Here is a 23,453-nt window from a genome sequence, read left to right as displayed (position 1 = left end):
GCCGCCGGAACCGGGACCGCCGCCGAGACCGGAACCGGGATCGCCGGAACCGGAACCTCCGCCGGGACCGCCGTCAGGACCCCCGCCGAGACCCGCCGTCAGGACCGCCGCCGCGAGTCCTGCGGTACGGACATCGCGTCGAAATGCCCGTCCGCCAGGCGGCGGTGTTCCGCCGCCGCCACGTAGTCTCCCAGCGCGTGCGAGGGCTGGGCCATTGCCGTCGAGCGCGCGGGCGATCTCGATGCGGAACTCGATGCCCGAGGCGTGGCGGAAGGCGCTCCGGTGCAGATCGAGGGCGCGCACGTGCTCTTCGCGCCGCCGGTGGACGAGCCCGGCGATGTTCTCGATCTGGCACTGCCAGGCCCGTGCGCCCAACGGCGCCACCAGTTCCAGGGCGCGCGCCACCAGCGCCGGAGCCTGTTCGCCGCGGCCCTCACGCCGGCCGAGATCGGCCATGAGGGCGTGGGTGAGGGCGAGATTGCGGGGCCCGTGGGCAGGTTGATCAGATTCAGCCGCAGGGTGTGCGGGTCCCGCGCCTCGCGGGCCGCGGCCACGCTGAGCTCCCCGGTCTCCCGCAGCCTCTTCACATCGCCCCGCTGGTGCAACTGGAACATGGTGTTGCGGGCGAGGTACGCGGACTGGCGGTGATGGCCCCGCTCGTGGCCGAGGGCGACGGCAGCCCGCAAGGCCGGCAGTTCCTCGTCGAACCAGCGGGACGCCGCCAACTCGCTTTCCATCGGCGGTAGTTCGGCCGGTGGGGCGGTCGGCGGGACCGCGTAGCCGACCCAGCCGGGGAACAGGACGCCGCAGGCGGCGGTGTTCGTCGAGGGCGGCGGACGCGGCGGCGACGACCGGGCCGCCCGCTCCCGACAGGAGGCTGCCGCGCCACAGGGACAGCGCCGTGCGCAGCCCGGTCACGGCCGCGGGCAGGCGTCCTTCGGCCGCCGCGTCCGCGGCCTGCTTGATCTCGCGCTGGAAGACCTGGAGGTCGAGTTGCCCGTCCGCGACGACCGCGAGATAGCCGGAGATCTGCCGCACGCGCCTGGCGCGGCGCGCCTGCCTTTCCGCGCGTACGCCCTTGCCCGCCCTCGTCGAAGAAGTCCGCGTCTCTTGAGAGGGAGCACGGCCCCACACTTCCCCGGCGCCCACGTCCCCCGGCCCCGACCGCCCGGCGGTGGCACGCGCGCCGCGGAAGGCGGTCCGGGCCAACGGAGGGCGCCCGGCGGCCTGGTGAGGCCTCCGGGCGCCCGGTCGTCCGTACCGCAGCGGGGCTATGGCAGGGCTATGGCAGTGCGCTTCCGCGCTCCGTCAGTGCTTCTCGCCGCGGTCCTTGGCGTCTGCCGCCGCCTTGGCGTCCGCCTCCGCCTCCGCCTCGGCCTGCTTCGCCTGGACCTCGGGGTCGAGGGCGTCGGCGCTGCCGTCCACGGAGCTGAGCGGCGTACGGTCGGGGACCTCGGTCGGCTCCGGGGGCTCGACCAGCCAGTCCGGGTTGGCCTGCTTGTCCCACCACCGCCACGCGGCGAACGCGCCCCCCGCCACGACACCGAGGACCAGGACACCCTTGGCGAAGCGGGCGTTCCTGGCGCGACGCCGGTGCTTGCGCGTCAGCTTCTCGATCTCCCGCGGCGTCACCTGACCGCGCAGCGCGGCCAGCGCGGCCGTGGAGCGAGCCATGGCCTCCTCGCGCAGGGGCTGGGCGGCCGCCACCGCCTGCTCCACGCGGGGCGCGGCGTAGTCGGCGGCCTGCCGTGCCGCCTTGCGCGAGCGCTCGGCCGCCTGATGGGCGACTTCGTCCATACGTGACGGGACATGCGGTGCGACACGGGCGTCGTACTGATGCCGGGCCTGGCTGCGCGCCTGGGCCGCGGCCTTCGACACCTTCGGCGCGACGCGTACGCGCGCCTCCTGGGCGTAATGCTGGGCATACTGCGCGGCCTGCTGCCTGGCCGAGTCGGCGTAGGGCGCCACCACTTCCGCGGCGTGCAGCACGCTCTCCTTCGCCGTTCCGGTTGCGGCGCGCACGCTCTCCATGCGGGTCACGTGATCCTCCTCCTTGGTGGCGGTTCGGTATGTCGCCTTTCCAACCATCTCGAAATCATGCCTGTCCTGCGGGTACCCGGCATGTGCTCCCAGGCATCCGGGTGGGGGGCATGTCTTTCGAGCAATTACGGGACGCGGTACTGAGACGCGGTACTGAGGGGGGAGCTTTGGGGAGTTCATCGAGGACAATGCCACGGTTGGGGGCGATACGGCACCGTTTGGCGGGTATCTGTCGGTAACCAGGCGGTTTTCCACCCGTCGGCCCGGTCCGTGCGAGGATCGTGCAACGTCAGTGCAGACCTGTGCAGCGCTTCAAAGGAAGGCAGATCGTGGCCGAGCAGCTTTACGCCACCCTGAAGACCAACCAGGGCGACATCGAGATTCGGCTTCTGCCGAACCACGCACCCAAGACGGTCAAGAACTTCGTGGAACTCGCCAAGGGCGAGCGCGAATGGACCGACCCGGCGACCGGCCAGAAGACCAGCGCCCCGCTGTACGACGGCACCGTCTTTCACCGCGTCATCGAGGGCTTCATGATCCAGGGCGGAGACCCCCTGGGCAACGGCACCGGCGGCCCGGGCTACGAGTTCGCCGACGAGTTCCACCCCGACCTCGCCTTCAACAAGCCGTACCTGCTGGCCATGGCCAACGCCGGCCCGGCCACCAACGGCTCGCAGTTCTTCATCACCGTGTCGCCCACCGCGTGGCTGACCGGCAAGCACACCATCTTCGGTGAGGTCTCGACCGACGCCGGCAAGAAGGTCGTGGACGCCATCATCGCCACCGACACCAACCCGCGTACCGACCGCCCGGTCAACGACGTGGTCATCGAGTCGGTCGTCGTGGAGACCCGCGAAGGCTGATCTTCGGCTCCGCAGGGAACCTTTCCGCCCCGCTCGTCCGTATGACGAGCGGGGCGGAGCTGCTGCACGAGGACGAGGGAGCCCGATGAACCAGGACCAGGACGAGGCGCGGCAGTCGAGCCTGCCCGGCTGCTACCGCCATCCCGAGGTGCACACCGGCATCAGATGCGTGCGCTGCGACCGGCCGATCTGCCCGGAGTGCATGGTCAGCGCGTCCGTCGGCTTCCAGTGCCCCGAATGCGTCCGTTCCGGCTCGGGCACCGGCCACACGCCGACCGCGAACCGGCCGCGGACCGTGGCGGGCGGGGTCCTGGCCTCCGGCGACCGTCAGCTGGTGACGAAGATCCTCATCGGGATCAACCTGGCCGTGTTCCTGGTGCAGCAGGTGCTGGGCACGCGGGTCATCGACGAGTTCGCCCTGTTGGGGCACGCGGGTGTCCCTGGGCTCGACGGCGCGCAAGGTGTCGCCGACGGCCAGTGGTACCGCCTGGTGACCTCGATGTTCCTGCACCAGGGCTACCTGCACGTCGGCTTCAACATGCTCAGCCTGTGGTGGGTCGGCGGGCCTCTGGAGCCGGCACTCGGCCGGGCCCGCTATCTCGCGCTGTACTTCGTGTCGGGGCTGGCCGGCGGCGCGCTGACCTACCTCCTGGCCGCGCAGAACCAGTTCTCGCTGGGTGCCTCCGGCGCGATCTTCGGCCTGTTCGGCGCCATGGCGGTGCTGATGCGGCGGATGAAGTACGACATGCGCCCGGTGATCGGGCTGCTCGTGGTCAACCTGATCTTCACGTTCTCGTGGTCCGGCATCGCCTGGCAGGCGCACGTGGGCGGTCTCGTCGCGGGCGTCGTCGTCGGCATCGGCATGGTGCACGCCCCGGCCGAGCGGCGCGCCCTGGCGCAGTGGGGCAGCTGCGCCGCGGTGTTCGCGCTCTCGCTCGCGCTGGTCCTGATCCGTACCGCACAACTGACCTGAATCCGCACCGCACTGTCGATCCGATCCGTACCAGGACCGCCGATCTGATCCGTACCGCACAGCCGACCTGATCCGGCCTGCGGATACGCACCAGATCGGGCGGGCGGGAGCCCGTCCAAGCACAGCGGGTACGAGCTTTCCCCAGAGTTGTCCACAGAGGGTGCCCGAACTTGTGCACTGGGTGGGGAACGCCCGTGCCCCTCGCTCCTGACCTGGGAGTTCCAGGTGGGGCAAGGGGCGCAAGGGGTGTGGCGGGCAGCGGAGCCGGTCATACCGGCGTCAACATCCCGGAAGTTATCCACAGATCGTCTGAGTTATCCACTCCCCGTGGATAGCGTTGTGGATAACTAGGGGCAGAGCTTGCTTTCGCCGGGACTTTCCCCTGCGGAAGCGCTCCTCACGCCGCTACTTCCACTGCGTGGAGACGCCGAAGCCGCCCGCGATGAAGCCGAAACCGACCACGATGTTCCAGTTGCCGAGCGCCTTGAGCGGCAGATCGCCCTCGGTCACATAGAAGAGGACGATCCAGGCAAGACCGATGAGGAAGAACGCCAGCATCACCGGGGCGACCCAGCCGCGATTGCCCAGCTTTATGGCGGTCGCCTGCTTCGGGGGCGGCGGCGTGAAATCGGCCTTCTTGCGGATACGTGACTTCGGCACGAGGAACTCTCCTGTCGATGCGCTGCGTGACCGCGCAGGGAACTGTGGCGGCGCCGGGGGACGGGGCTGCGGGGGAAGCCTCCCCCAAGCGTCCGTTAGCGTAGTGCTTCCGTGGCGCCGAAGGAGATAAGGGTACGTTGAGCAATTCTGCCGACTCCCCCGACGGGGTCCCCGAGCAGCCCCGGCGGCGCCTGCGCGGCCGGCCGGTACGGCTGCTCTCCGCCGCCGTGTTCGCGCTCGCCGGCCTCATCTTCGTCACCAGCTTCAACACGGCCAAGGGCACCAACATCCGTACCGACGCCTCGCTCCTGAAACTGTCGGACCTGATCAAACAACGCGACCACAAGAACAAGGAACTCGGCGACACCACCGCCGCGCTCCGCGGCGACGTGGACGCGCTCGCCCAGCGCGACGACGGCTCCACCAAGGCCGAGGACCAGCTCCTCAACGGCCTCAAGGACGCCTCCGGCACCGCGCCCGTCTCGGGCAAGGCGCTCACCGTCACACTCAACGACGCTCCTCCCAACGCCACCGCGGCCCCCGGCTACCCCGCCCCGCAGGCCAACGACCTCGTCATCCACCAGCAGGACCTCCAGGCCGTGGTCAACGCCCTGTGGAAGGGCGGCGCCCAGGGAATCCAGGTCATGGACCAGCGTCTGATCGGCACCAGCGCGGTCCGCTGCGTCGGCAACACCCTGATCCTCCAGGGCCGCGTCTACTCGCCCCCGTACAAGATCACCGCGGTGGGCGACACCGGGAAGCTGCGCGCCTCCCTCAACGCCTCGCCGGCGATCCAGAACTACCTGCTGTACGTGAAGGCGTACGGACTGGGCTGGAAAGTCGACGAGTACAAGGCGATGACTCTCGCCGCCTACTCGGGCACAGTGGATCTCCACTACGCGAAACCGGTGCAGTAGCGGCGCGGAAGGGGACACCGCCGATGTCCGTGCGGATCGTCGTCAGAACCTTCAGCGAACTGTGCATCACCGCCGGCACCGTCATCGTGCTCTTCGTCGTCTACCTCTTGTACTGGACCGGCGTGCAGGCCGACAGCGCCGCGAGCGACCAGATATCCGGCCTCCAGCAGCAGTGGGCCCAGAGCCCCGCACCCCGCCCGGCCGCGCCTCGCCAGACCCCCGCGGCGGCCGACCCCCCGCCCGCCCCCGCCGCGTACACCGAAGGCCGCTCCTTCGCCGTCATGTACATCCCCCGACTCGGTGAAAACTGGCACAAGCCGGTCCTCGAAGGCACCGCGGTGAAGGACCTCCAAAAAGGCCTCGGCCACTACGCGAACACCGCCGCACTCGGTCAGCAGGGCAACTTCTCGGTCGCCGGCCACCGCCGCACCTATGGCGACCCGTTCAAGGACTTCCCCGAACTGCGGCCGGGCGACGCGGTCGTCCTGCGCGACGACACCACCTGGTACACCTACCGCGTCGACAACAAGCCCTACCGGACCGTGCCCAGCGACGTCGGCGTCATCGACGCCGTCCCCGCCAAGTCGCCCTTCCGCTCGCCCGGCCGCTATCTGACCCTCACCACCTGTGACCCGGAGTGGGGCAGCAGCCACCGTCTGATCGTCTGGGGACACCTCGACGCCACGCAGCCCGTGACCCGGGGCAGGCCCCCCGCTTTGGACGCCTCTTTGGACGGCTGACCCCACTCCACAGCCTCGGCGCTTACTCTGGTCCCCGTAACGATCGTCGGAAGGGACAGCGGGGACGGCATGTACGGCTGGATCTGGCGGCATCTGCCGGGCAACGCGTGGCTGCGGGCGCTCATCTCGCTCGCGATGGTGCTGATCGTCGTCTACGTGCTCTTCCAGTACGTCTTCCCGTGGGCGGAGCCTCTGCTCCCGTTCAATGACGTGACGGTGGACCAGGGGATGGGGACGGCAGTCCGGTGAGCGCACGCATTCTCGTAGTCGACAACTACGACAGCTTCGTCTTCAACCTGGTCCAGTACCTGTACCAGCTCGGTGCCGAGTGCGAGGTCGTCCGCAACGACGAGGTCTCGCTCAGCCACGCCCAGGACAACTTCGACGGCGTCCTGCTCTCTCCCGGCCCCGGCGCTCCCGAACAGGCCGGCGTCTGCGTCTCCATGGTGCGCCACTGCGCGCAGACCGGTGTCCCCGTCTTCGGCGTCTGTCTCGGCATGCAGTCGATGATGGTCGCGTACGGCGGTGTCGTGGGCCGCGCCCCCGAGCTCCTGCACGGCAAGACCTCGCCGGTGCTGCATCAGGGCGCAGGTGTCTTCGCGGGCCTGCCGTCCCCGTTCACGGCGACCCGCTACCACTCGCTGGCCGCCGAACCGGGCACGCTGCCGGGCGAGTTGGAGGTCACCGCCCGCACCGAGGACGGCATCATCATGGGGCTTCGCCACCGTGAACTGCCCGTCGAGGGCGTGCAGTTCCACCCCGAGTCGGTGCTGACCGAACACGGCCACCGGATGCTCGCCAACTGGCTGGTGCGATGCGGGGACGCGGGGGCCGTCGGGCGCTCGGCGGGGCTCGCGCCGGTGGTGGGCAAGGCCGCGGCGTGACTTCGGTGCGCCCGGAGCACGAGTACGACCCGCTGACGGACCCCCTGCCCCCCGCGGCGGGGTCACCGTGGTTCCGTACCGACAACCCGGCGCCCGGCGCTTCAGCCCCCGTACAGGAGCCCGTATACGGGCCCGGACCCGTCTCCCCGGCAGGACCGGCCTCCGGCCCCGCCGTCTTTGGACCGACAGCCCGTTCCGAGCCGACAGCCGTTCCCGAACCCACGGTTGCCTTCGAGTCGATAGCCGACTTCCAGCCGACAGCCGGTTACGAGCCGACAGCCGGCTATGAGCCGATAGCCGACTACAGGGCGACGGCCCGCTATGAGCCGGCGGCAGGCTACGAGTCGCAGGACGCGGCCGGGTACGGGGCCGTACCGCCCGACGCGTCGGTGCCGCCCGGCACGTCGATGCCGCCGGCCACGGCGGTTGCGCCCGCGACCGGTGGGCGGGCCGAGCGGCGCAGGGCTGCCAAGGGCAAGGGGCGCGCCGCCCCGGCGCCGGTCTCCTCGGCCGCCGCAGCCCCCGCCACCGCGCAGGACGGGCGGCGGCTCACCCGCGCCGAGGCGCGCCGGGCGGCCAAGGCGCGCAAGGACAGCCCGGCGGTGATCGCCAGCCGGATCGCCGGCGAAGCGTTCATCACGCTGGGCGTGGTGATGCTCCTGTTCGTGACGTACCAGCTGTGGTGGACCAACGTCCGCGCCCACCAGGAGGCGGGCAGCGCCGCCAAGAAGATCGCCCAGGACTGGGCGGACGGGCGCAAGCCCGACACGTTCGCGCCGGGCCAGGGCTTCGCCATCATGCACATCCCCAAGCTGGACATCGTCGCTCCGATCGCGCAGGGCACCAGCAAGGCGAAGGTCCTCGACAAGGGCATGATCGGCCACTACGACGAGGCCGGCCTCAAGACCGCCATGCCATCGGACAAGACCGGCAACTTCGCGGTCGCCGCCCACCGCAACACCCACGGCGAGCCCTTCCGGTACATCAACCGGCTGAAGGCGGGCGACAAGGTCATCGTCGAGACGCAGGACGCGTACTACACGTACGAGATCACCAGCGAACTCCCGCAGACCCCGCCGTCGAACGTCTCGGTGCTCAAACCGATCCCCGTCGGCTCGGGATTCACCAAGCCCGGCCGCTATCTGACGCTGACGACCTGCACGCCGGAATTCACGAGTACCTACCGGCTGATCGTGTGGGGCAAGATGGTCGACGACCGGCCGCGCAGCAAGGGCAAGCCCGACGCGCTCGTGGGATGACCGAACGGACAGCAGGGGCGGGTGCGGTGGCTACGGGAACCGACCACGAGGAGCGGACCGGCACCCCCGGGCCGGCGCCGGCCCGGCGCGCACGGGGAACCGTCGCCGCGGTCATCAGCGTCCTGGGTGAACTCCTCATCACCGCCGGCCTGGTGCTCGGCCTGTTCGTCGTCTACTCGCTGTGGTGGACCAACGTCGTGGCCGACCGCGAGGCGTCCGCGCAGGGCGACAGCGTGCGCCGTGACTGGGCGGCCTCCTCGGGACCAGGAGCGCTCGACACCAAGGGCGGCATCGGCTTCCTGCACGTCCCGGCGATGAAGAACGGCGAGGTACTCGTCAAGAAGGGCACCGACACCGACGTCCTGAACGGCGGCGTGGCCGGCTACTACACGGACCCCGTCAAGGCGACGCTCCCCGGCACGGCCACGAGCGGCAACTTCACGCTCGCCGCCCACCGGGACGGCCACGGAGCCAAGTTCCACAACATCGACAAGCTGAAGACCGGTGACCCGGTCGTCTTCGAGACCAAGGACACCTGGTACGTCTACAAGGTGTTCGCCGAGCTGACCGAGACCTCGAAGTACAACGTCGACGTCCTGCAGCCCGTGCCGAAGGGTGCCGGCGTCAAGAAGCCCGGCCAGTACGTCACGCTGACGACCTGCACCCCGGTCTACACCTCGAAGTACCGCTACATCGTGTGGGGCGAGCTGGTCCGCGCCGAGAAGGTCGACGCCAAGCGGACCCCGCCCGCCGAACTGCGTTAACGGCAGGACGCGCACCAACGCGACGGCGCCTGCGATGTATTGCTGTTGCCACCGTCCTCAACTGCCCATCATGGATTCCACCGCAGGACGACACGGTGGGGTGGCACATGGACGGTTCGGACAGGCGCGCGGACCTGCGCTGGGTGACGGCGGTGCGGGCCCTCGACAGTCTCCATCGCACCACCGCGTGGCTGCGCTGCGGGAGCATCGCCGTGCTGTGGGCCTCCCTCGTCTGGACGCCGGCGTCCGCGCGCCCGCACAGCGCGCTGGCCCTGCTGCTCGTCACCGCCGGAGCCTCCCTGTCCCTCCTGCACGCCTATCCGGAGGCCAGAGCCCGCCTGGAGGACGCCGGCGAACGGGTGCCCGGCGTCTACCGGCTCTTCGATCACCTCGACGGCACCCGGGGCCGCGCCACCTTCAACCTGCCGGGTCTCGCTGAGGGCTTCGGCATGGCGGTCATGGGGCTCGCCCTCGTCGGCCCGTACGGTCCGGACGGCCCCGGCGTCCCGGTGACCACCGTCCAGCTGTGCGCCGTCATGGTCTTCGTGACCCTCGTCTTCGTCAACATCGTGTGCGACGCGGGCTATTACGCGCCGTCCCACCACGTGAAACTGGGCGCCGACCGCAGCAAGGGCGCCGCCGACAAGTTCCTCGTACTGCTGCGGCGCCTGATCCCCGTCGGCGCCCTGCTGATCGCCGGGAGCCTGTTCATTCCGGACTGGACGGCCTCGCTGACCGCCGTGCCCCGTGCCGCACGGGTGTGCGCGGTACTCGGCGTGGGCGCGGTCGCTGTCGTGTGGTGGTCCTTCGACCGGGTCCTCGACGCCGCGGTCACCACCGCGGTCGACATCGAGCGCGGGGTGCGCGATGCGGCCTGCCGGGACCTGCACAGTATGTCCAAGACGGCCGTGTCGATGGCGGTCGAGGCCGAACGCAGTGACCACTACGAACGCGCCGAGGTACGCGGCCTGCTGCGCGAGGCGCTCGTACGGATCGAGGAGATGCGCCTCGACTGGCTCGATCCGGGGCGCGGGCCCGGCGGCACCGTGGGGACGCTGTGGGAGGCGGTGCTCTGCGTGCTGCCGCACAAACTGCGCGAGCGCTGCGCACTGGACCCGGCGAGCGCCCCGGTCGTGCTGCCCTCCACCGACTACCAGCTCGCCCGCCGTGTCCTGTCCGACCTGGTGGCCAACGCCGTTCAGGCGGGCGCCCTGAAGGTGGTCGTGAGCGTGCGCCTCGCCGACGCCCACGACCCGCGGGGCGGGCGCGTGGTGCGGATCCGGGTCACCGTGGCCGACGATGGGCCGGGGATGCGCCCGGACGCACCGGGGCAGCACAGCAGTCTCGTCGTCCTGAAACGGGATCTGGACCGCTATCAGGGGTCCGTGGAGTTCGCGGCACGCGCGGGCGGCGGCACCCGGGTGGACGCGGACTGGTACTCCCAGCGGCCGGCCGACGAGTGGCCGACCGAGCAGGGGCCGACCCAGCAGGGGCATGCCGAGGGGGCGGCCGAGCAGGGGCTGTCCGAGCAGCAGCCAGCTGACGCCCCCGCCGCGCCGGTCGTACGTCTACCCGGCCAGGCATCCGGCCGGCGCCCCGTCACGGCACCCGGCGAGGCACCCGGCCAGGCCGGCGAGGCACCCGACCTGGCACCCGGCCAGACATCCGATCCGGCACCTGATGTGGCACCTGACCTGGCATCCGTCCGAGCAGCCCTCCGAGAAGGTGAGTGAGCGATGCGTGTACTCGTGGTCGACGACCAGTGGATCGTCGAATCCGCCGTGGCCCGCGCCCTGGCACCCGCCGATCACGTCGTGGTCGGCGTGCGGTCCCCGGAGGAACTGGCCGCCCGGTTCGCCACCGACCGGGACTTCCAACTCGCCTTCGTCGACCTCGACTTCCTGCACGAGTCGACGAGGTCCGGACTGGCCGCCCTTGAGGAGTGCACCAGAGCGGGGGTGCCGGCCGCCGTCATCACCGCCGATGGCGAGCACAACCGGATCCTGCACCTGCTGGCCGCGTTCGAGTTCTACCCCGACACCCTCACCCTGCTCTCCAAGCACGGTGCCGAGAAGGACATGCGGGAGATCGCCGGCGCGATCGCCTACGGCCACCATCCGCTCCCGGGTGCGTCGCTCAGGTTCCGGCCGCCGCGCCGCGGACCCTCCTGGATTCACAGCCTTGTCCGCCGGCCGGGCGATCTCGCGCTGTGGCGTGCGGCCGCGAGCCACGACCGGCACGCGACGATCATCCAGGCGACCGGGGTCAGGACGCGCTCCCTTTCGACCTTCCTGGAGCAGTCCGCGCAGGCCGTGCACCGGCTGCAGCACGAGTTCTTCGACGCCGCGCCGCCCGACGACGAGCCCGAGGCGGGGACCCGCAAGAAGCACCTCCAGGTGGTGACGGCGTTCGCGCAGACCTACGCCCGCTTCTTCAGCGACCCGGACGTCGAGCGGCTGGTGCACGAGATGTGGGGGAGCGAGGGGCGCCGGGAGGGCCACGGACGAGCGGCGGGTGTCCGCCGCCGTGCCTCCCGTACCGGGGACGGGGCGTGACGCCGGCGGCCGCGCCCGGATGGCGGCCTTTTGTGGCGCCCGCGCTCGAACACGGGCCGGCGTGGGCGCTCCTGGCCTCGTTCGCCGTGAGCCCCGGTGTTCCGGCGCTGCTCGCCCTCGTACTGGAACGGCGATTGCTGCGCCCGCGCCACGAGTTCACCGCGTTCCTCTACGGCGATCCCGCGCTGGCCGTGTCCTGCGCGGCCGGTGTCCTGCTCGCCGGCTCCCCCGGGGCCTCGGTGCCGGTCGCGGGATGGCCCGCGGTGGCGATGATGGTGCTGCCGCCGGCGTTCGGGGTGTGGCAGGCCCGGTCGGAGCTGCGGGCCGGCCTCTACACGTGGGCGCAGTTGCTCTCGCCGACGAAGCTGTGGCACCAGGTGGTCGTCTATCCGCTGATGACCTATCTGGTCGGCGGCGCGCTCCTGAGGGGCCTCACCTCGGGCATTGGGGGGCCGGCCGGGCCGGCGCGGTGGGCGGTGCTGGCCGTGATGGCGGGCGGATTCCTGTTCTGGATGGCGGCCAACGTCCATGACCGCCGCCGTCCCCGGGTGGGTCATCCTCCGTACGACTGGCGCCGGTTGAGGCCGCTGGCCTCGATGGACGCGATGGTTCGGCCAACGGATGCGATGGTTCGCACGGGCGTCTGCGAAACCGGCCCCGACGCGGTGCGCAACAGTCCCGACGCCGCGCGAAACAGTCCCGGACCGGGTGCCAACCAACGCTCCTGAGCCGGCGAAACAGTGAATGCCCTACCTCGCGCCCTCGGCCATCGTGGTCGTGGAAGCAAGCCACGAACCAGGCGGGGAAGGCGACATGGAAACCTATCTGATGGTGCTGGAAGTCATCGGTGTCTACCTCACGCTCGCGGTGACGGTACGCGAGGCGTGGCGCCGCAAGCGCCGGTGACGACCCTTGAGCTCGTACGCCACTGAGCTCGTACGCCACTGAGCCCCGGCTCCCTGTGAGGGAGCCGGGGCTCAGTGCTGGGTGGTGCCGGGCGGTGCGATGGACGGCTAGCCGAAGGGCCAGCTGGGTCCTTCTCCGTCGTTGTTACCGCCGCCTCCACCGCCGCCTCCGCCGCCTCCACCGCCACCGAACGTGGTGAGGGTGACGGGCTGGTTCGGGTCGGCCATGGTGCCGCCGCCCGGCGTCACGGTGAGGACGCGGGCCTTGTCGTCGTTCGAACTGCCCGCCGCGAACTGGATGTTGCTGAAGCCGGCGTCGTTCAGTGTCTGCGTGGCTTTCTTCACGGTCATCCCGCCCAGGTTCCCCGGGATCTGCGTCTGGGTCGGTGTCGACGGCGTCTGCGGGCCCTTGGAGACGCGCAGCACGATCTGGACGTCCTTGGGCTGGGGTGTGTCGCCGGTCGGGGTCATCGAGACGACCTGGTTGAGCGGCTTGTCGTTGTCGACGTCCTGGCGGGAGACGTTGGTGAAGCCGAGCGCGCTGAGCTGCTGGACGGCAAGGGTGTAGTCCTTGTTCGTCACGTCGGGCAGGTTCGTGGTCTGCTTCTTGGCGATCGTCAGCGTGACCGTCGAGTTCTTCTCGGCCTGCGAGCCGCCCGCCGGGTCCTGCTTGTCGACCGTGCCGGGGGCCGAGCTGGACTCGACCTCCTTGGTCTTCACCTGGAAGCCCTTGGTCTGGAGCAGCTGGGTGGCGCTGGCCTTGTCCTTCTGCGTGACGTCGGGGACCTCGATCTTCGGCGCCCCGGTGGACACGGTGACCGAGACCGTCTCACCCTTCTTCATGGTGCCGTCTGCCGGAGTCTGACTGCAGATGTTGCCCTTGGGCTGGTCCGCGCAGGGCTCTTTCTTGTCCACGGACATCTTGACGCCGGCATTCGTGGCCAGTTTCTCCGCGTCGCCCTGGCTGGTGCCGACGAGGTTGGGCACGCTCACCGAGGTGCTGTCCGCGTTGCCGCTGAAGACGGACTTGCCGATCAGGATCGCGCCGACCAGGACCAGGACGCCCGCCAGGACCAGCAGGACCGTCGAGGTGTGGGACTTCTTCTGGCGTCTCCGGCCGGGGCGGTCGTCGTAGCCGTAGCCGCCGTCGTCGGGATTGACCGGCGGCAGCATCGAGGTCTGGCCGCCGCCGCCCGGATCCGCCTGGCGCAGCGCGGTCGTCGCCTGGTCGTTGCCGTAGCCGTTGTTGTAGCCGTCGTACCCGTTGCCATAGCCGACCGCACCGAGGGCGGCGGTGGCGGCGACCGGCTGACCGTCGAGGTAGGCCTCGATGTCGGCCCGCATCTCGTCCGCCGACTGGTACCGGTAGTCGGGGTCCTTGACCAGGGCCTTCAGGACGATGGCGTCCATCTCGGGCGTGATCTCGGCGTCGAAGTTGGACGGGGGCTGCGGATCCTCCCGCACATGCTGATAGGCCACCGCAACCGGGGAGTCCCCGACGAACGGGGGCCGGACGGTGAGCAGCTCGTACAGCAGGCAGCCCGTCGAGTACAGGTCGCTTCGCGCGTCGACCTGCTCGCCCTTGGCCTGCTCCGGGGAGAGGTACTGGGCGGTGCCGATCACGGCGGCGGTCTGGGTCATCGTCATGCCTGAGTCGCCCATGGCGCGGGCGATGCCGAAGTCCATGACCTTGACCTGGCCGGTGCGCGTCAGCATGACGTTGGCAGGCTTGATGTCGCGGTGGACGATGCCGTTGCGGTGCGAGTACTCCAGGGCCTGGAGGATGCCGATGGTCATTTCCAGGGTGCGCTCGGGCAGCAGCTTGCGCCCGGAGTGCAGCAGCTCACGCAGGGTCGAGCCGTCGACGTACTCCATCACGATGTACGGAATGGAGACGTTGTCGACGTAGTCCTCGCCGGTGTCGTAGACAGCGACGATCGCCGGGTGGTTGAGCGAGGCGGCCGACTGGGCCTCACGGCGGAACCGGGCCTGGAAGGACGGGTCGCGGGCGAGGTCGGCCCGCAGCGTCTTCACGGCGACGGTGCGGCCGAGCCGGGTGTCGTGCGCGAGGTAGACCTCGGCCATGCCACCACGGCCGAGCACCTGGCCCAGCTCGTACCGGCCGCCGAGGCGACGCGGCTCTTCCATAGCTAATCCAGCCCTCTCCGTCTGTCCCGACCGTACCCATGGGTGGTCCGGCGGTGTGCTGTTCGCGCATACGCTACCGGGCACCGCAAGCCGATCAGCTCGCGGCCGTCACCTGATACCGGACCGGTACAGGGCACGTGTGATGTTTCACGTGAAACGAGCGGCTGTTTCACGTGAAACAGCCCGGGTCACTTCTGGCCGTCGAGCACCGCCTTCATGACGTCCCTGGCGATGGGAGCCGCGAGCTTGCCGCCCGCGATGTCGTCACGGGTCGTGTCGGAACCCTCGATCACGACGGCGACCGCCACGGGGGAGCCGTCCCCCGACTTGGCGTAGGAGATGAACCAGGCGTAGGGGTTCTCCTTGTTGCCCACACCGTGCTGGGCGGTACCGGTCTTGCCGCCGACGGTCACGCCGTCGATCTGCCCCGCCTTGCCGGTGCCGTCGGTGACCACGAACTCCATCATCTTCTGGAGCTTCTGCGCGGTGGCGGCCGACATGGGCTGGCTCATCTGCTCGGGCTGCGTCTTGGAGAGCACGTCCACGTTCGGCGCCTGGAGCTGGTCGACCATGTACGGCTTCATCAGCTTGCCGTCATTGGCGACGGCCGCGGCGACCATGGCCATCTGGAGCGGCGTCGCACGGTTGGAGGCCTGGCCGATGCCTGCCATGGCGCTCTGCGCCGGGACGTCCTTGGGGAAGACACTGGCGGCGGTACGGACCGGGTTGAAGATCTCCTTGTTGAAGCCGAACTTCTCGGCCTCGGCCTTCATCTTCTCGTTGCCCAGGTCGGCGCTGACCTTGCCGAAGACCGTGTTGCAGGAGTACTGGAGCGCCACCTTCAGCGTGGCGTTCTCGCAGGGAATGTTGCCCTCGTTGTTCAGCGGCTTGTGGTCGGTGCCCGGCAGGTAGTACGGCACCGGGGAGCGCGTCGGATCGTCGATGCCCGAGTACAGCCCGTTCTCCAGTGCGGCCGCGGCGGTGACCACCTTGAAGGTGGAGCCCGGCGGGTAGGTCTGACGCAGCGCCCGGTTCAGCGTCGGGTCGTCCGGGTCCACCTTCTTCTGCAGGGCGTTGTAGGCCTTGGAGTCCTTGCTGCTGTTGCCCGCGAACGTGGACGGGTCGTAGGACGGCGTGGAGGCCAGCGCCAGGATCGCACCGGTGCGCGGGTCGATGGCGGCGACGGCGCCCTTCTTGTTGCCCAGCCCGTCGAACGCGGCCTTCTGGGCCTTGCTGTTGAGGGTGGTGATGACATTGCCACCCTTCTTCTTGTCCCCGGTGAACATCGACATGGTCCGGTCGAAGAAGAGCCGGTTGTCGTTGCCCGAGAGGATGCCGTCCTCCAGGTTCTCCAGCTGGGTGGCGCCGAACGCCTGCGAGTTGTACCCGGTGACCGGCGCCCACATGGGCCCGTCCTTCCAGGACCGCTTGTACTTGAAGTCGTTGCCCGAGGTCTCCGTGGAGCCGGTGATCGTCTGTCCGTCGGCCGTGATGATGTTGCCGCGCTCGTGGGCGAACCGCTCGATCTCCACCCGCCGGTTGTGCTCATTGGCGTTGAGCTCGTCGGCCCGGACGTATTGAAGCCAGTTGTCGCGGATCATCAGCGAGAGGATGAGCAGCCCGCAGAAGATCGCGATCCGGCGCAGGGGCTTGTTCACGGGCGGACCACCTGGGTCATCTCGGCGTCGGGGGACGGGGCGGGGGCCGGAGCGGGCCGGCGCGCGGTGTCGCTGATCCGGATCAGGATGCCGATCAGCGCCCAGTTGGCGATGACGGACGAGCCGCCCTGTGCGAGGAACGGCATGGTCATACCGGTCAGCGGGATAAGGCCCATCACACCGCCGGCCACGACGAAGACCTGAAGTGCGAACGCGCCGGACAGACCGATCGCGAGCAGCTTGCCGAACGGGTCGCGTGCGGCAAGCGCGGTGCGCACGCCCCGCTCCACGATCAGGCCGTAGATCAGCAGCAGCGCCATCATTCCGGCCAGGCCCAGCTCCTCGCCGACGGTGGAGAGGATGAAGTCGGCGTTGGCGGCGAAGCCGATCAGGTCGGAGTTGCCCTGCCCGAGGCCGGTGCCGAGCGTTCCGCCGGAGCCGAACGACATGATGGCCTGGCCGATCTGTTCGCAGGCGCCGCTCTTGTCGGTGGTGTAGCAGGCGAACGGGTCCAGCCAGGCGTTCACGCGCAACTTGACGTGCGGCTCGAAGGTGGCCACGCCGACCGCGCCGACCGCCGACATCAGCAGACCGAACACGATCCAGCTGGTGCGCTCGGTCGCCACGTACAGCATCACCACGAACAGGCCGAAGAAGAGCAGCGAGGTGCCGAGGTCGGTCTCGAAGACCAGGATGAGGATCGACAGCGCCCAGATCACCAGGATCGGACCGAGGTCACGGCCGCGTGGCAGGTACAGGCCCATGAAACGGCGGCTGGCCAGGGCGAGCGCGTCCCGCTTCACCATGAGGTAGCCGGAGAAGAAGATCGCGATGATGATCTTCGCGAACTCACCGGGCTGGATGGTGCCGAGGCCGGGGATCGAGATCCAGATCTTGGCGCCGTTGACCGCCGGGAAGAACATCGGCAGCACCAGCAGGAACAGCGCAGCGGCCATCGAGATGTACGTGTAGCGCTGCAGGATGCGGTGATCCTTCAGGAGCAGCAGCACACCGATGAACAGAGCCACACCGATCGCGGTGTACAGCAGCTGGTGGGGGGCGTCGGGGGAGAACTTGCCCCACGCGGACTTCGAGCGCTGGATCAGCCGCGGCGACTGGTCGAGGCGCCAGATCAGGACGAGGCCCAGCCCGTTGAGCAGCGTCGCGAGCGGCAGCAGCAGCGGATCGGCGTACCGGGCGAACTTGCGCACCACCAAGTGCGCCACACCCGCCATCAGGCCGAGGCCCAGACCGTATCCGAGCATGCCGGAGGGAAGCTTGCCGGTCATGGCAAGCCCCACGTTGGCGTACGCGAACACCGGGATGGCCACTGCGAAGATCAGCAGGGCCAGCTCGGTATTGCGGCGGCTCGGTGCTTCGATCGCGCCGATGGTGGTCGTGTTGGTGACAACGCTCATGGTGTGAAAAGGCCCCCTACGGCTGCCTACTGCTTACCGCACTGCGAGACCAGCTTCTGCTCGTCCTCCGAGAGGCTGGGGCCGGGTGTGGGAGATGCGGTGGTGGTGGTCTTCTCGGACGGGGCGCCGGTGGCGCCCGTGCCGGGCTTCACGGAGTTGTTGCTCTCCGCGGCGCGGCGCTCCTCCTCCTTCTGACAGGCGGACGCCTGCGTCGCGAACTCCTGGATCTTGGCCTGCGCCTTGTCGAGGCTGCTCGCCGCGATCGTGGAGTCGATCTGGTTGCGCTGGTACTGCGGGAGGTACTTGAGTTCGATCTTGGGGTAGTCGGTCTCCACCTTGGAGAGCTTCACCCACGCCAGGTCCTGGCTGATGCCCCGGTACAGCGCCACATGCGGAGTGCCGTCGCTGTTGGTACCGATGTAGTACTGCGTCTGCGTCCAGCGGTAGCCGCCGTACAGACCACCCCCGACGACCGCGAGGGCCAGCACGATGAAGAGGGATCTGCCGATCCACCGGTTCTTGCGGCGCCGGCTCGGCTTCACGAAGTCCTCGTCCGTGTACGAGCCGAAGGCGCCCTCGGGCGGATTGCCGTAGCCGCTGTCGTCACCGCTGCCGGGCGGGCCGAAGCCCCCCGACGGCGAGGGCGCGGGACGGCCGAGCCCCGAGGCGCGGCCCGCCGGCGTCTGCATGGCGCCGCCGTCGTTCAGCTGCAGCTGGTTCTCCGCGACCGCACCGACGATCACCGGGGTGTCGTTGAGCTGCCCCGCCAAAGTGTCCCCGGCATCGACGTCGAGGACATCGGCGATGATCACCGTGATGTTGTCGGGGCCGCCGCCGCGCAGCGCGAGCTGGATCAGCTCCTGCACCGTCTCCTGGGGGCCCTGATAGCTGGCGAGGGTCTCCTCCATCGTCTGGTGCGACACCACGCCCGACAGACCGTCGGAACAGATCAAGTACCGGTCGCCTGCCCGCACTTCACGGATCGACAGATCGGGCTCGACATGGTCGCCGCTGCCCAGGGCGCGCATCAGGAGCGAGCGCTGCGGATGGGTGGTGGCCTCTTCCTCGGTGATGCGTCCCTCGTCGACCAGACGCTGCACCCAGGTGTGGTCCTGAGTGATCTGGGTGAGGACGCCGTCACGCAGCAGATAGGCGCGCGAGTCCCCCACGTGCACAAGCCCCAGGCGCTGGCCCGTCCACAGCAGAGCGGTGAGCGTGGTGCCCATCCCCTCCAGCTGGGGGTCCTCCTCGACCATCATGCGCAACTGGTCGTTGGCCCGCTGCACGGCCGTGCCGAGCGAGGTCAGGAGGTCGGAGCCGGGTACGTCGTCGTCGAGCGTGACCAGGGTGGAGATCACCTCGGAGGAGGCGACCTCACCGGCGGCCTGCCCCCCCATGCCGTCCGCGATGGCCAGAAGACGAGGACCGGCGTAACCGGAGTCCTCGTTCCCCTCGCGGATCATGCCCTTGTGCGAGCCGGCGGCGAAACGCAGGGACAGACTCATGCGCACCTCGCCCGTCGGCTCGGGGTACGGCCGGTCATGTCGAGCCACACTGCCCACCCTCCGGTCGGGAGCCCGCCCCGGTCCCTGGGGACCGTCGCGGCTCGCTCGCTCCGCTCGCTCATTGTCGTACTACTTCCGCAGCTCGATGACGGTCTTGCCGATGCGGATCGGCGCGCCCAGCGGAATCGGGGTCGGGGTGGTGAGCCGGCTCCGGTCCAGATAGGTGCCGTTGGTGGACCCGAGATCCTCGACGATCCAATTGCCGTCCCGGTCCGGGTAGATCCTGGCATGGCGGCTCGACGCGTAGTCGTCGTCCAGGACGATCGTCGAATCGTGCGCCCGGCCCAGCGTGATGGTCTGCCCCTGGAGGGCGACCGTCGTGCCGGTGAGGGTGCCCTCCGAGACGACCAGCTTGGAGGGGGCGCCGCGGCGCTGGCGCCCACCGCCACCCTGCTGCTGGCCGCGCTGCGGCGGCGGCGTCGCGGCAGCGGCGGCCTGCTGTCGGCCGGTCTGCTGCTGCCGGTTGGCCTCATTGCCCCGGCGCGAACCGCGCTGGGTGACCCGTGTACCGAACAGATCACTGCGAATGACCTGAACGGCCACGATGACGAACAGCCACAGTACGGCGAGGAAACCCAACCGCATGACCGTGAGGGTCAGCTCTGACATTGCCCCCGCTTCACCCTTCGGCTTGCCGGTAAACGATGGTGGTGCTGCCCACGACGATCCGCGAGCCGTCGCGGAGCGTAGCGCGGGTGGTGTGCTGCCCGTCCACCACGATGCCGTTGGTGGACCCGAGATCCTGGATCGTCGGGGGTGTTCCGGTCCGGATCTCACAGTGCCGGCGCGAAACGCCGGGATCGTCGATCCTCACGTCCGCATCGGTGCTGCGGCCAAGGACCAGGGTCGAGCGGGAAATCTGGTGGCGGGTGCCATTGATCTCGATCCAGCGCCGCACCTGACCGTGCCCGCCCGGCATCGGCCCGGGGGCCGCCGGACGGCGGTCGGCGGGCGAAGCTGCGGGACGGCCCGGCGGCGGCGCCGCCGGCATGGGCGGCGCGGACGCGGCGGCCGGCGGGTAGCCGTAGCCGCCACGAGCCCCCTGCTGAGGGGCCGCGGGCGCGGGACGCTGCGGGCCGCCGGGGCCGGGACCCTGGCCGCCCTGCTGGTCGGTGCTGGACGCGAGCGTGCGGCTGCGCACCCGGTACAGACCGGTGTCAAGGTCCTCGGCCTTCTCAAGGTGCACCTTGATCGGGCCCATGAAGGTGTAGCGCTGCTGCTTCGCGTAGTCACGCACCAGGCCGGCCAGCTCGTCGCCGAGCTGCCCCGAGTACGGGCTGAGCCGCTCGAAGTCGGGAGCACTCAGCTCGACGATGAAGTCGTTGGGGACGACCGTGCGGTCCCGGTTCCAGATCGACGCGTTGTTGTCGCACTCGCGCTGGAGCGCGCCGGCGATCTCGACGGGCTGGACCTCGGACTTGAAGACCTTCGCGAAGGTGCCGTTGACCAGACCTTCGAGCCGCTGCTCGAAACGCTTCAGGACTCCCATGGGGCACCTCCTCCGTCGTTGCCGTCCTGGTGATACTGCCGGTTCTGCTCCGGGTCGCTCTCTTGGTACTGCTTACTGATCGTATCCACGCGTCGGGAAATCGGCTGGTTCCCCTTCTGTGCCCTGTGGACGAGTGTCACCTCTCACACGCACCTCTCGTACGGATCGTAGAGGGGGCTTCCCGACAGTGTCCCGCACCCGGGGTGCACTGTGGAGGAGCGGGTAACCATGCCGGGGGTTGCCTCCCCGCGATCTGTCCCTCCCCACCAGGGTGGCCGCAAACAACGGATGTGAATCCACCCTGTCCAGCGTGCTAATCTTCTCGACGTCGCCAGGCAATCGCACCGAAAAGTGAGAGAGCCCAGCACACCACTCTTGCGCGAGTGGCGGAACGGCAGACGCGCTGGCTTCAGGTGCCAGTGTCCTTAGGGACGTGGGGGTTCAAATCCCCCCTCGCGCACAAGTCGGAAGCCCCGCAGATCCCCGGATCTGCGGGGCTTCCTTCGTTTTCTGAGCTGGTGTGATGTGGTGCGGTGCTGGGCGGTGCCGTCACTGGTGCCGTACCCGTGCGGTGCTGGGTGGTGACGTGCCGTGCCCGCGTCGTGCTGGGTGGTAGCGGTGTCGTGCTGGGCGGTCTCGTGCCCATGTCCTTGCTGTGCCCGTGTCGGCTCGTGCGCCGTGCGTCTCATTCCTCACTCCGTTCTTCAGCTGTTCAGCGTCCGGCCCTTGGCCCGTTCTCCGCTCTGTGTCGTATGTCGCGTCGCGTGCCGCGCAAACCTGAGGAGCTGGCGATGCCGGAGCCGTTTCACGTGAAACGGCCGATCAGAGAGTTATCCACAGGGCAATACGGGTTTTCACCAGCGCCTGTACCGTCAGGGGCAGTTGAGCTCCCGACGGGGCACGACGGCGCCCCATCAAGGCGCACACGACGGGTCGTACGAGCGGTCGTACGAGACGGGGGAGGCGGCACGCCATGGGAGAGATCGACATCGTGGTCCCTGCGCCACGAGGCGGAGCGCAGGACGGACAGGGACGGGTTCCGCACGTCCCCGGGTTCGCCCGCCGTCCCCACGCACCCGGCACGGGCAACGACACCGGCACGGGCAACGACACCGGCACGGGCAACGACACCGCACGGAGGTCGCCCAAGGCCGAGGGGAAGGCCCTGCGGGACCGGACCCCCCGCGCCGCGCACGACTCGTTGCTCCTGGCCCCCGACCGGCCCGACGCCGTCCGCGCGGTGGAGGAATCCAACACCGGCCGGGTGCCCGAGCTCACACCGATCCGCGTGGGCCGCATGGCCGCCGGACCTTTCGCCTTCCTCCGCGGCTCCGCCGGTCTCATGGCACACGACTTGGCCGGCACACCCGTCACCGGAGTCACCGCACAGATCTGCGGCGACGCCCACGCCGCGAACTTCGGGCTTTACGGCGACGCGCGAGGCAGTCTCGTCATCGACCTGAACGACTTCGACGAAACGGTGACCGGCCCCTGGGAATGGGATGTGAAACGGCTTTCCGCCTCCCTGGTCCTGGCAGGCCGCGAAGCGGGCGCCGACGAGACCACGTGCCGCGCCGCGGCCTTCGACGCCGTCGGCGCCTACCGCCGCACCATGCGCCTGCTCGCGAAACTGCCGGCCCTCGACGCCTGGAACGCGATAGCCGACGAGAGGCTTGTCTCCCACGCCGACGCCCACGACCTCCTCGGCACCCTGGAACGCGTCTCCGAAAAAGCCCGGAACAACACCAGCGCACGCTTCGCCGCCAAGGCGACCGAACAGGACAAGGACGGCAGCCACTACTTCCTCGACGCACTACCGGTACTGCGGCGCGTGACGGACGCCGAAGCCACGGCCGTCGCCGCGTCGCTGGAGAGTTACGTCCACACCCTGCCCGAAGACATACAACCGCTGCTCGCCCGCTACGCAATCCACGACGTCGCCTTCCGGGTCGTCGGCACCGGGAGCGTCGGCACACGGTCGTATGTGGTGCTGCTCCTCGATCACCGGGGCGAACCCCTCGTGCTCCAGGTCAAGGAGGCCAGGCCCTCCGTCCTGCTGCCGCACCTGCCGAAGGAGAGCGTCCAGCCGTCCGACCCCGGGCACGAAGGGCGGCGTGTGGTGCTCGGGCAGAAGCGGATGCAGGTGGTCAGCGACATCCTGCTCGGCTGGACGACTGTCAATGAACTGCCTTATCAAGTAAGGCAGTTCAGGAACCGAAAGGGCAGCGTTGACCCCGCCGCGCTCGCCGCCGACCAGCTCGACGACTACGGGCGCATGACGGGGGCGCTGCTCGCCCGGGCCCACGCCCACAGTGCCGATCCCCGGCTGATAGCCGGGTACTGCGGAAAGAACGAGGAGCTCGACACCGCGATGGCCGCCTTCGCGGTGACCTACGCCGACCGCATGGAGGCCGACCATGCGGCCCTGACCGCCGCCGTGCGCGCCGGCCGCATCCCGGCGGAGACGGGCGTCTGAGGAACGTTGCGGGCGCCGGCGGCGTCGCCGGGGTTCGGGGCTCGGGGAGTCGTGCGCGACGTGCGCGCGAGGGCGGGGGCCGGGGTGTGAGCAAAGGGGGCGGTGGGGGAGGGGTGGGCGGGGTGGGTGGGGTGGGGGA

Annotated in this window: 21 protein-coding genes, 1 tRNA gene and 1 pseudogene; 13 read left to right on the top strand and 10 right to left on the bottom strand. The window is 69.6% G+C overall.

The annotated features are described in order from the left end of the window. Positions 1-98 precede the first annotated feature (98 nt). The 3 genes and pseudogenes from AB0D31_RS02465 to AB0D31_RS02455 form a co-directional block, all read right to left on the bottom strand. Positions 99-737 carry a hypothetical protein gene (locus tag AB0D31_RS02465; RefSeq protein WP_362715897.1) on the bottom strand — a complete coding sequence of 213 codons (639 nt, stop codon included), beginning with the start codon at positions 735-737 and terminating at the stop codon, positions 99-101. Between the two features lie 88 nt (positions 738-825). Continuing rightward, positions 826-1,038: pseudogene (locus tag AB0D31_RS02460) on the bottom strand (BTAD domain-containing putative transcriptional regulator); the annotation flags it as partial. Positions 1,039-1,308: 270 nt separating this feature from the next. Further along, a complete protein-coding gene (locus AB0D31_RS02455; RefSeq protein WP_362715894.1) occupies positions 1,309-2,088 on the bottom strand; it encodes a DUF5324 family protein in 780 nt (259 codons plus the stop codon). A 281-nt stretch (positions 2,089-2,369) separates the two neighbouring features. On the opposite strand from AB0D31_RS02455, the gene AB0D31_RS02450 reads away from it, so the two are divergent. Both AB0D31_RS02450 and AB0D31_RS02445 read left to right on the top strand, forming a co-directional pair. Next, positions 2,370-2,903, top strand: coding sequence for a peptidylprolyl isomerase (locus tag AB0D31_RS02450; RefSeq protein WP_362715891.1), 534 nt, complete (start codon positions 2,370-2,372; stop codon positions 2,901-2,903). Between the two features lie 85 nt (positions 2,904-2,988). Next, the gene (locus AB0D31_RS02445; RefSeq protein ID WP_362715888.1) at positions 2,989-3,876 is read left to right on the top strand and encodes a rhomboid family intramembrane serine protease; all 888 of its coding nucleotides are present in this window, start codon (positions 2,989-2,991) and stop codon (positions 3,874-3,876) included. A gap of 405 nt (positions 3,877-4,281) precedes the next feature. Here AB0D31_RS02445 and crgA read toward each other — a convergent pair whose 3' ends face one another. Beyond that, complete coding sequence (gene crgA / locus AB0D31_RS02440; protein ID WP_362715885.1) at positions 4,282-4,536, bottom strand: cell division protein CrgA; 255 nt, start codon at positions 4,534-4,536, stop codon at positions 4,282-4,284. 137 nt (positions 4,537-4,673) lie between these two features. On the opposite strand from crgA, the gene AB0D31_RS02435 reads away from it, so the two are divergent. The 9 genes from AB0D31_RS02435 to AB0D31_RS02395 all read left to right on the top strand — a co-directional run bounded on the left by AB0D31_RS02435 (position 4,674) and on the right by AB0D31_RS02395 (position 12,383). Continuing rightward, a complete protein-coding gene (locus AB0D31_RS02435) occupies positions 4,674-5,453 on the top strand; it encodes a DUF881 domain-containing protein (RefSeq protein ID WP_362715882.1) in 780 nt (259 codons plus the stop codon). Between the two features lie 23 nt (positions 5,454-5,476). Further along, on the top strand, positions 5,477-6,193 hold the full coding sequence (locus tag AB0D31_RS02430) for a class E sortase (protein ID WP_362715880.1): 717 nt from the start codon (positions 5,477-5,479) through the stop codon (positions 6,191-6,193). A 69-nt stretch (positions 6,194-6,262) separates the two neighbouring features. Continuing rightward, positions 6,263-6,442, top strand: a complete 180-nt coding sequence (locus AB0D31_RS02425) for a hypothetical protein (RefSeq protein ID WP_362715877.1) — start codon at positions 6,263-6,265, stop codon at positions 6,440-6,442. Further along, entirely contained in the window at positions 6,439-7,077 is a 639-nt protein-coding gene (locus AB0D31_RS02420; protein ID WP_362715874.1) for an aminodeoxychorismate/anthranilate synthase component II, read from the top strand. Before AB0D31_RS02425 ends, AB0D31_RS02420 begins: the two co-directional genes overlap by 4 nt. Beyond that, positions 7,074-8,336 (top strand): class E sortase, encoded by a 1,263-nt coding sequence (locus tag AB0D31_RS02415; protein WP_362715872.1) that lies wholly within the window; start codon positions 7,074-7,076, stop codon positions 8,334-8,336. The genes AB0D31_RS02420 and AB0D31_RS02415 overlap by 4 nt, the downstream gene beginning before the upstream one ends. Positions 8,337-8,362: 26 nt before the next feature. Then, positions 8,363-9,100, top strand: coding sequence for a class E sortase (locus AB0D31_RS02410; protein WP_362715869.1), 738 nt, complete (start codon positions 8,363-8,365; stop codon positions 9,098-9,100). Positions 9,101-9,207: 107 nt separating this feature from the next. After that, positions 9,208-10,833, top strand: a complete 1,626-nt coding sequence (locus AB0D31_RS02405; protein ID WP_362715866.1) for an ATP-binding protein — start codon at positions 9,208-9,210, stop codon at positions 10,831-10,833. A 3-nt stretch (positions 10,834-10,836) separates the two neighbouring features. Continuing rightward, a complete protein-coding gene (locus AB0D31_RS02400; RefSeq protein ID WP_362715863.1) occupies positions 10,837-11,655 on the top strand; it encodes a response regulator in 819 nt (272 codons plus the stop codon). Between the two features lie 32 nt (positions 11,656-11,687). Next, positions 11,688-12,383 carry a hypothetical protein gene (locus AB0D31_RS02395; RefSeq protein WP_362715861.1) on the top strand — a complete coding sequence of 232 codons (696 nt, stop codon included), beginning with the start codon at positions 11,688-11,690 and terminating at the stop codon, positions 12,381-12,383. Between the two features lie 285 nt (positions 12,384-12,668). Here AB0D31_RS02395 and pknB read toward each other — a convergent pair whose 3' ends face one another. From pknB to AB0D31_RS02365, 6 genes are all read right to left on the bottom strand, one after another. Continuing rightward, positions 12,669-14,708: a Stk1 family PASTA domain-containing Ser/Thr kinase gene (gene pknB / locus AB0D31_RS02390; RefSeq protein WP_362715859.1), complete on the bottom strand. Its 2,040-nt coding sequence runs from the start codon at positions 14,706-14,708 to the stop codon at positions 12,669-12,671. Positions 14,709-14,896: 188 nt separating this feature from the next. Next, a complete protein-coding gene (locus tag AB0D31_RS02385; protein ID WP_362715857.1) occupies positions 14,897-16,366 on the bottom strand; it encodes a penicillin-binding transpeptidase domain-containing protein in 1,470 nt (489 codons plus the stop codon). Next, positions 16,363-17,784, bottom strand: a complete 1,422-nt coding sequence (locus tag AB0D31_RS02380) for an FtsW/RodA/SpoVE family cell cycle protein (RefSeq protein WP_362715855.1) — start codon at positions 17,782-17,784, stop codon at positions 16,363-16,365. The genes AB0D31_RS02385 and AB0D31_RS02380 overlap by 4 nt, the downstream gene beginning before the upstream one ends. A gap of 26 nt (positions 17,785-17,810) precedes the next feature. Next, on the bottom strand, positions 17,811-19,337 hold the full coding sequence (locus tag AB0D31_RS02375; protein ID WP_362715852.1) for a Stp1/IreP family PP2C-type Ser/Thr phosphatase: 1,527 nt from the start codon (positions 19,335-19,337) through the stop codon (positions 17,811-17,813). Positions 19,338-19,418: 81 nt separating this feature from the next. After that, positions 19,419-19,958 carry an FHA domain-containing protein gene (locus AB0D31_RS02370; protein ID WP_362715849.1) on the bottom strand — a complete coding sequence of 180 codons (540 nt, stop codon included), beginning with the start codon at positions 19,956-19,958 and terminating at the stop codon, positions 19,419-19,421. 10 nt (positions 19,959-19,968) lie between these two features. Beyond that, the gene (locus AB0D31_RS02365; protein WP_362715846.1) at positions 19,969-20,838 is read right to left on the bottom strand and encodes a DUF3662 and FHA domain-containing protein; all 870 of its coding nucleotides are present in this window, start codon (positions 20,836-20,838) and stop codon (positions 19,969-19,971) included. Positions 20,839-21,215: 377 nt separating this feature from the next. Between AB0D31_RS02365 and AB0D31_RS02360 the strand changes: the two genes are divergently transcribed. After that, a tRNA-Leu gene (locus tag AB0D31_RS02360) sits at positions 21,216-21,298 on the top strand. A gap of 513 nt (positions 21,299-21,811) precedes the next feature. Beyond that, positions 21,812-23,314, top strand: coding sequence for a DUF2252 domain-containing protein (locus tag AB0D31_RS02355; protein ID WP_362715843.1), 1,503 nt, complete (start codon positions 21,812-21,814; stop codon positions 23,312-23,314). The last annotated feature ends 139 nt before the right edge of the window (positions 23,315-23,453 follow it).

This window comes from Streptomyces sp. NPDC048361, from assembly GCF_040651795.1.
Taxonomy (GTDB): Bacteria; Actinomycetota; Actinomycetes; order Streptomycetales; family Streptomycetaceae; genus Streptomyces.
The sequence above is the reverse complement of the archived record's forward strand: the minus strand, read 5'-3'. Positions and strand labels throughout refer to the sequence as shown.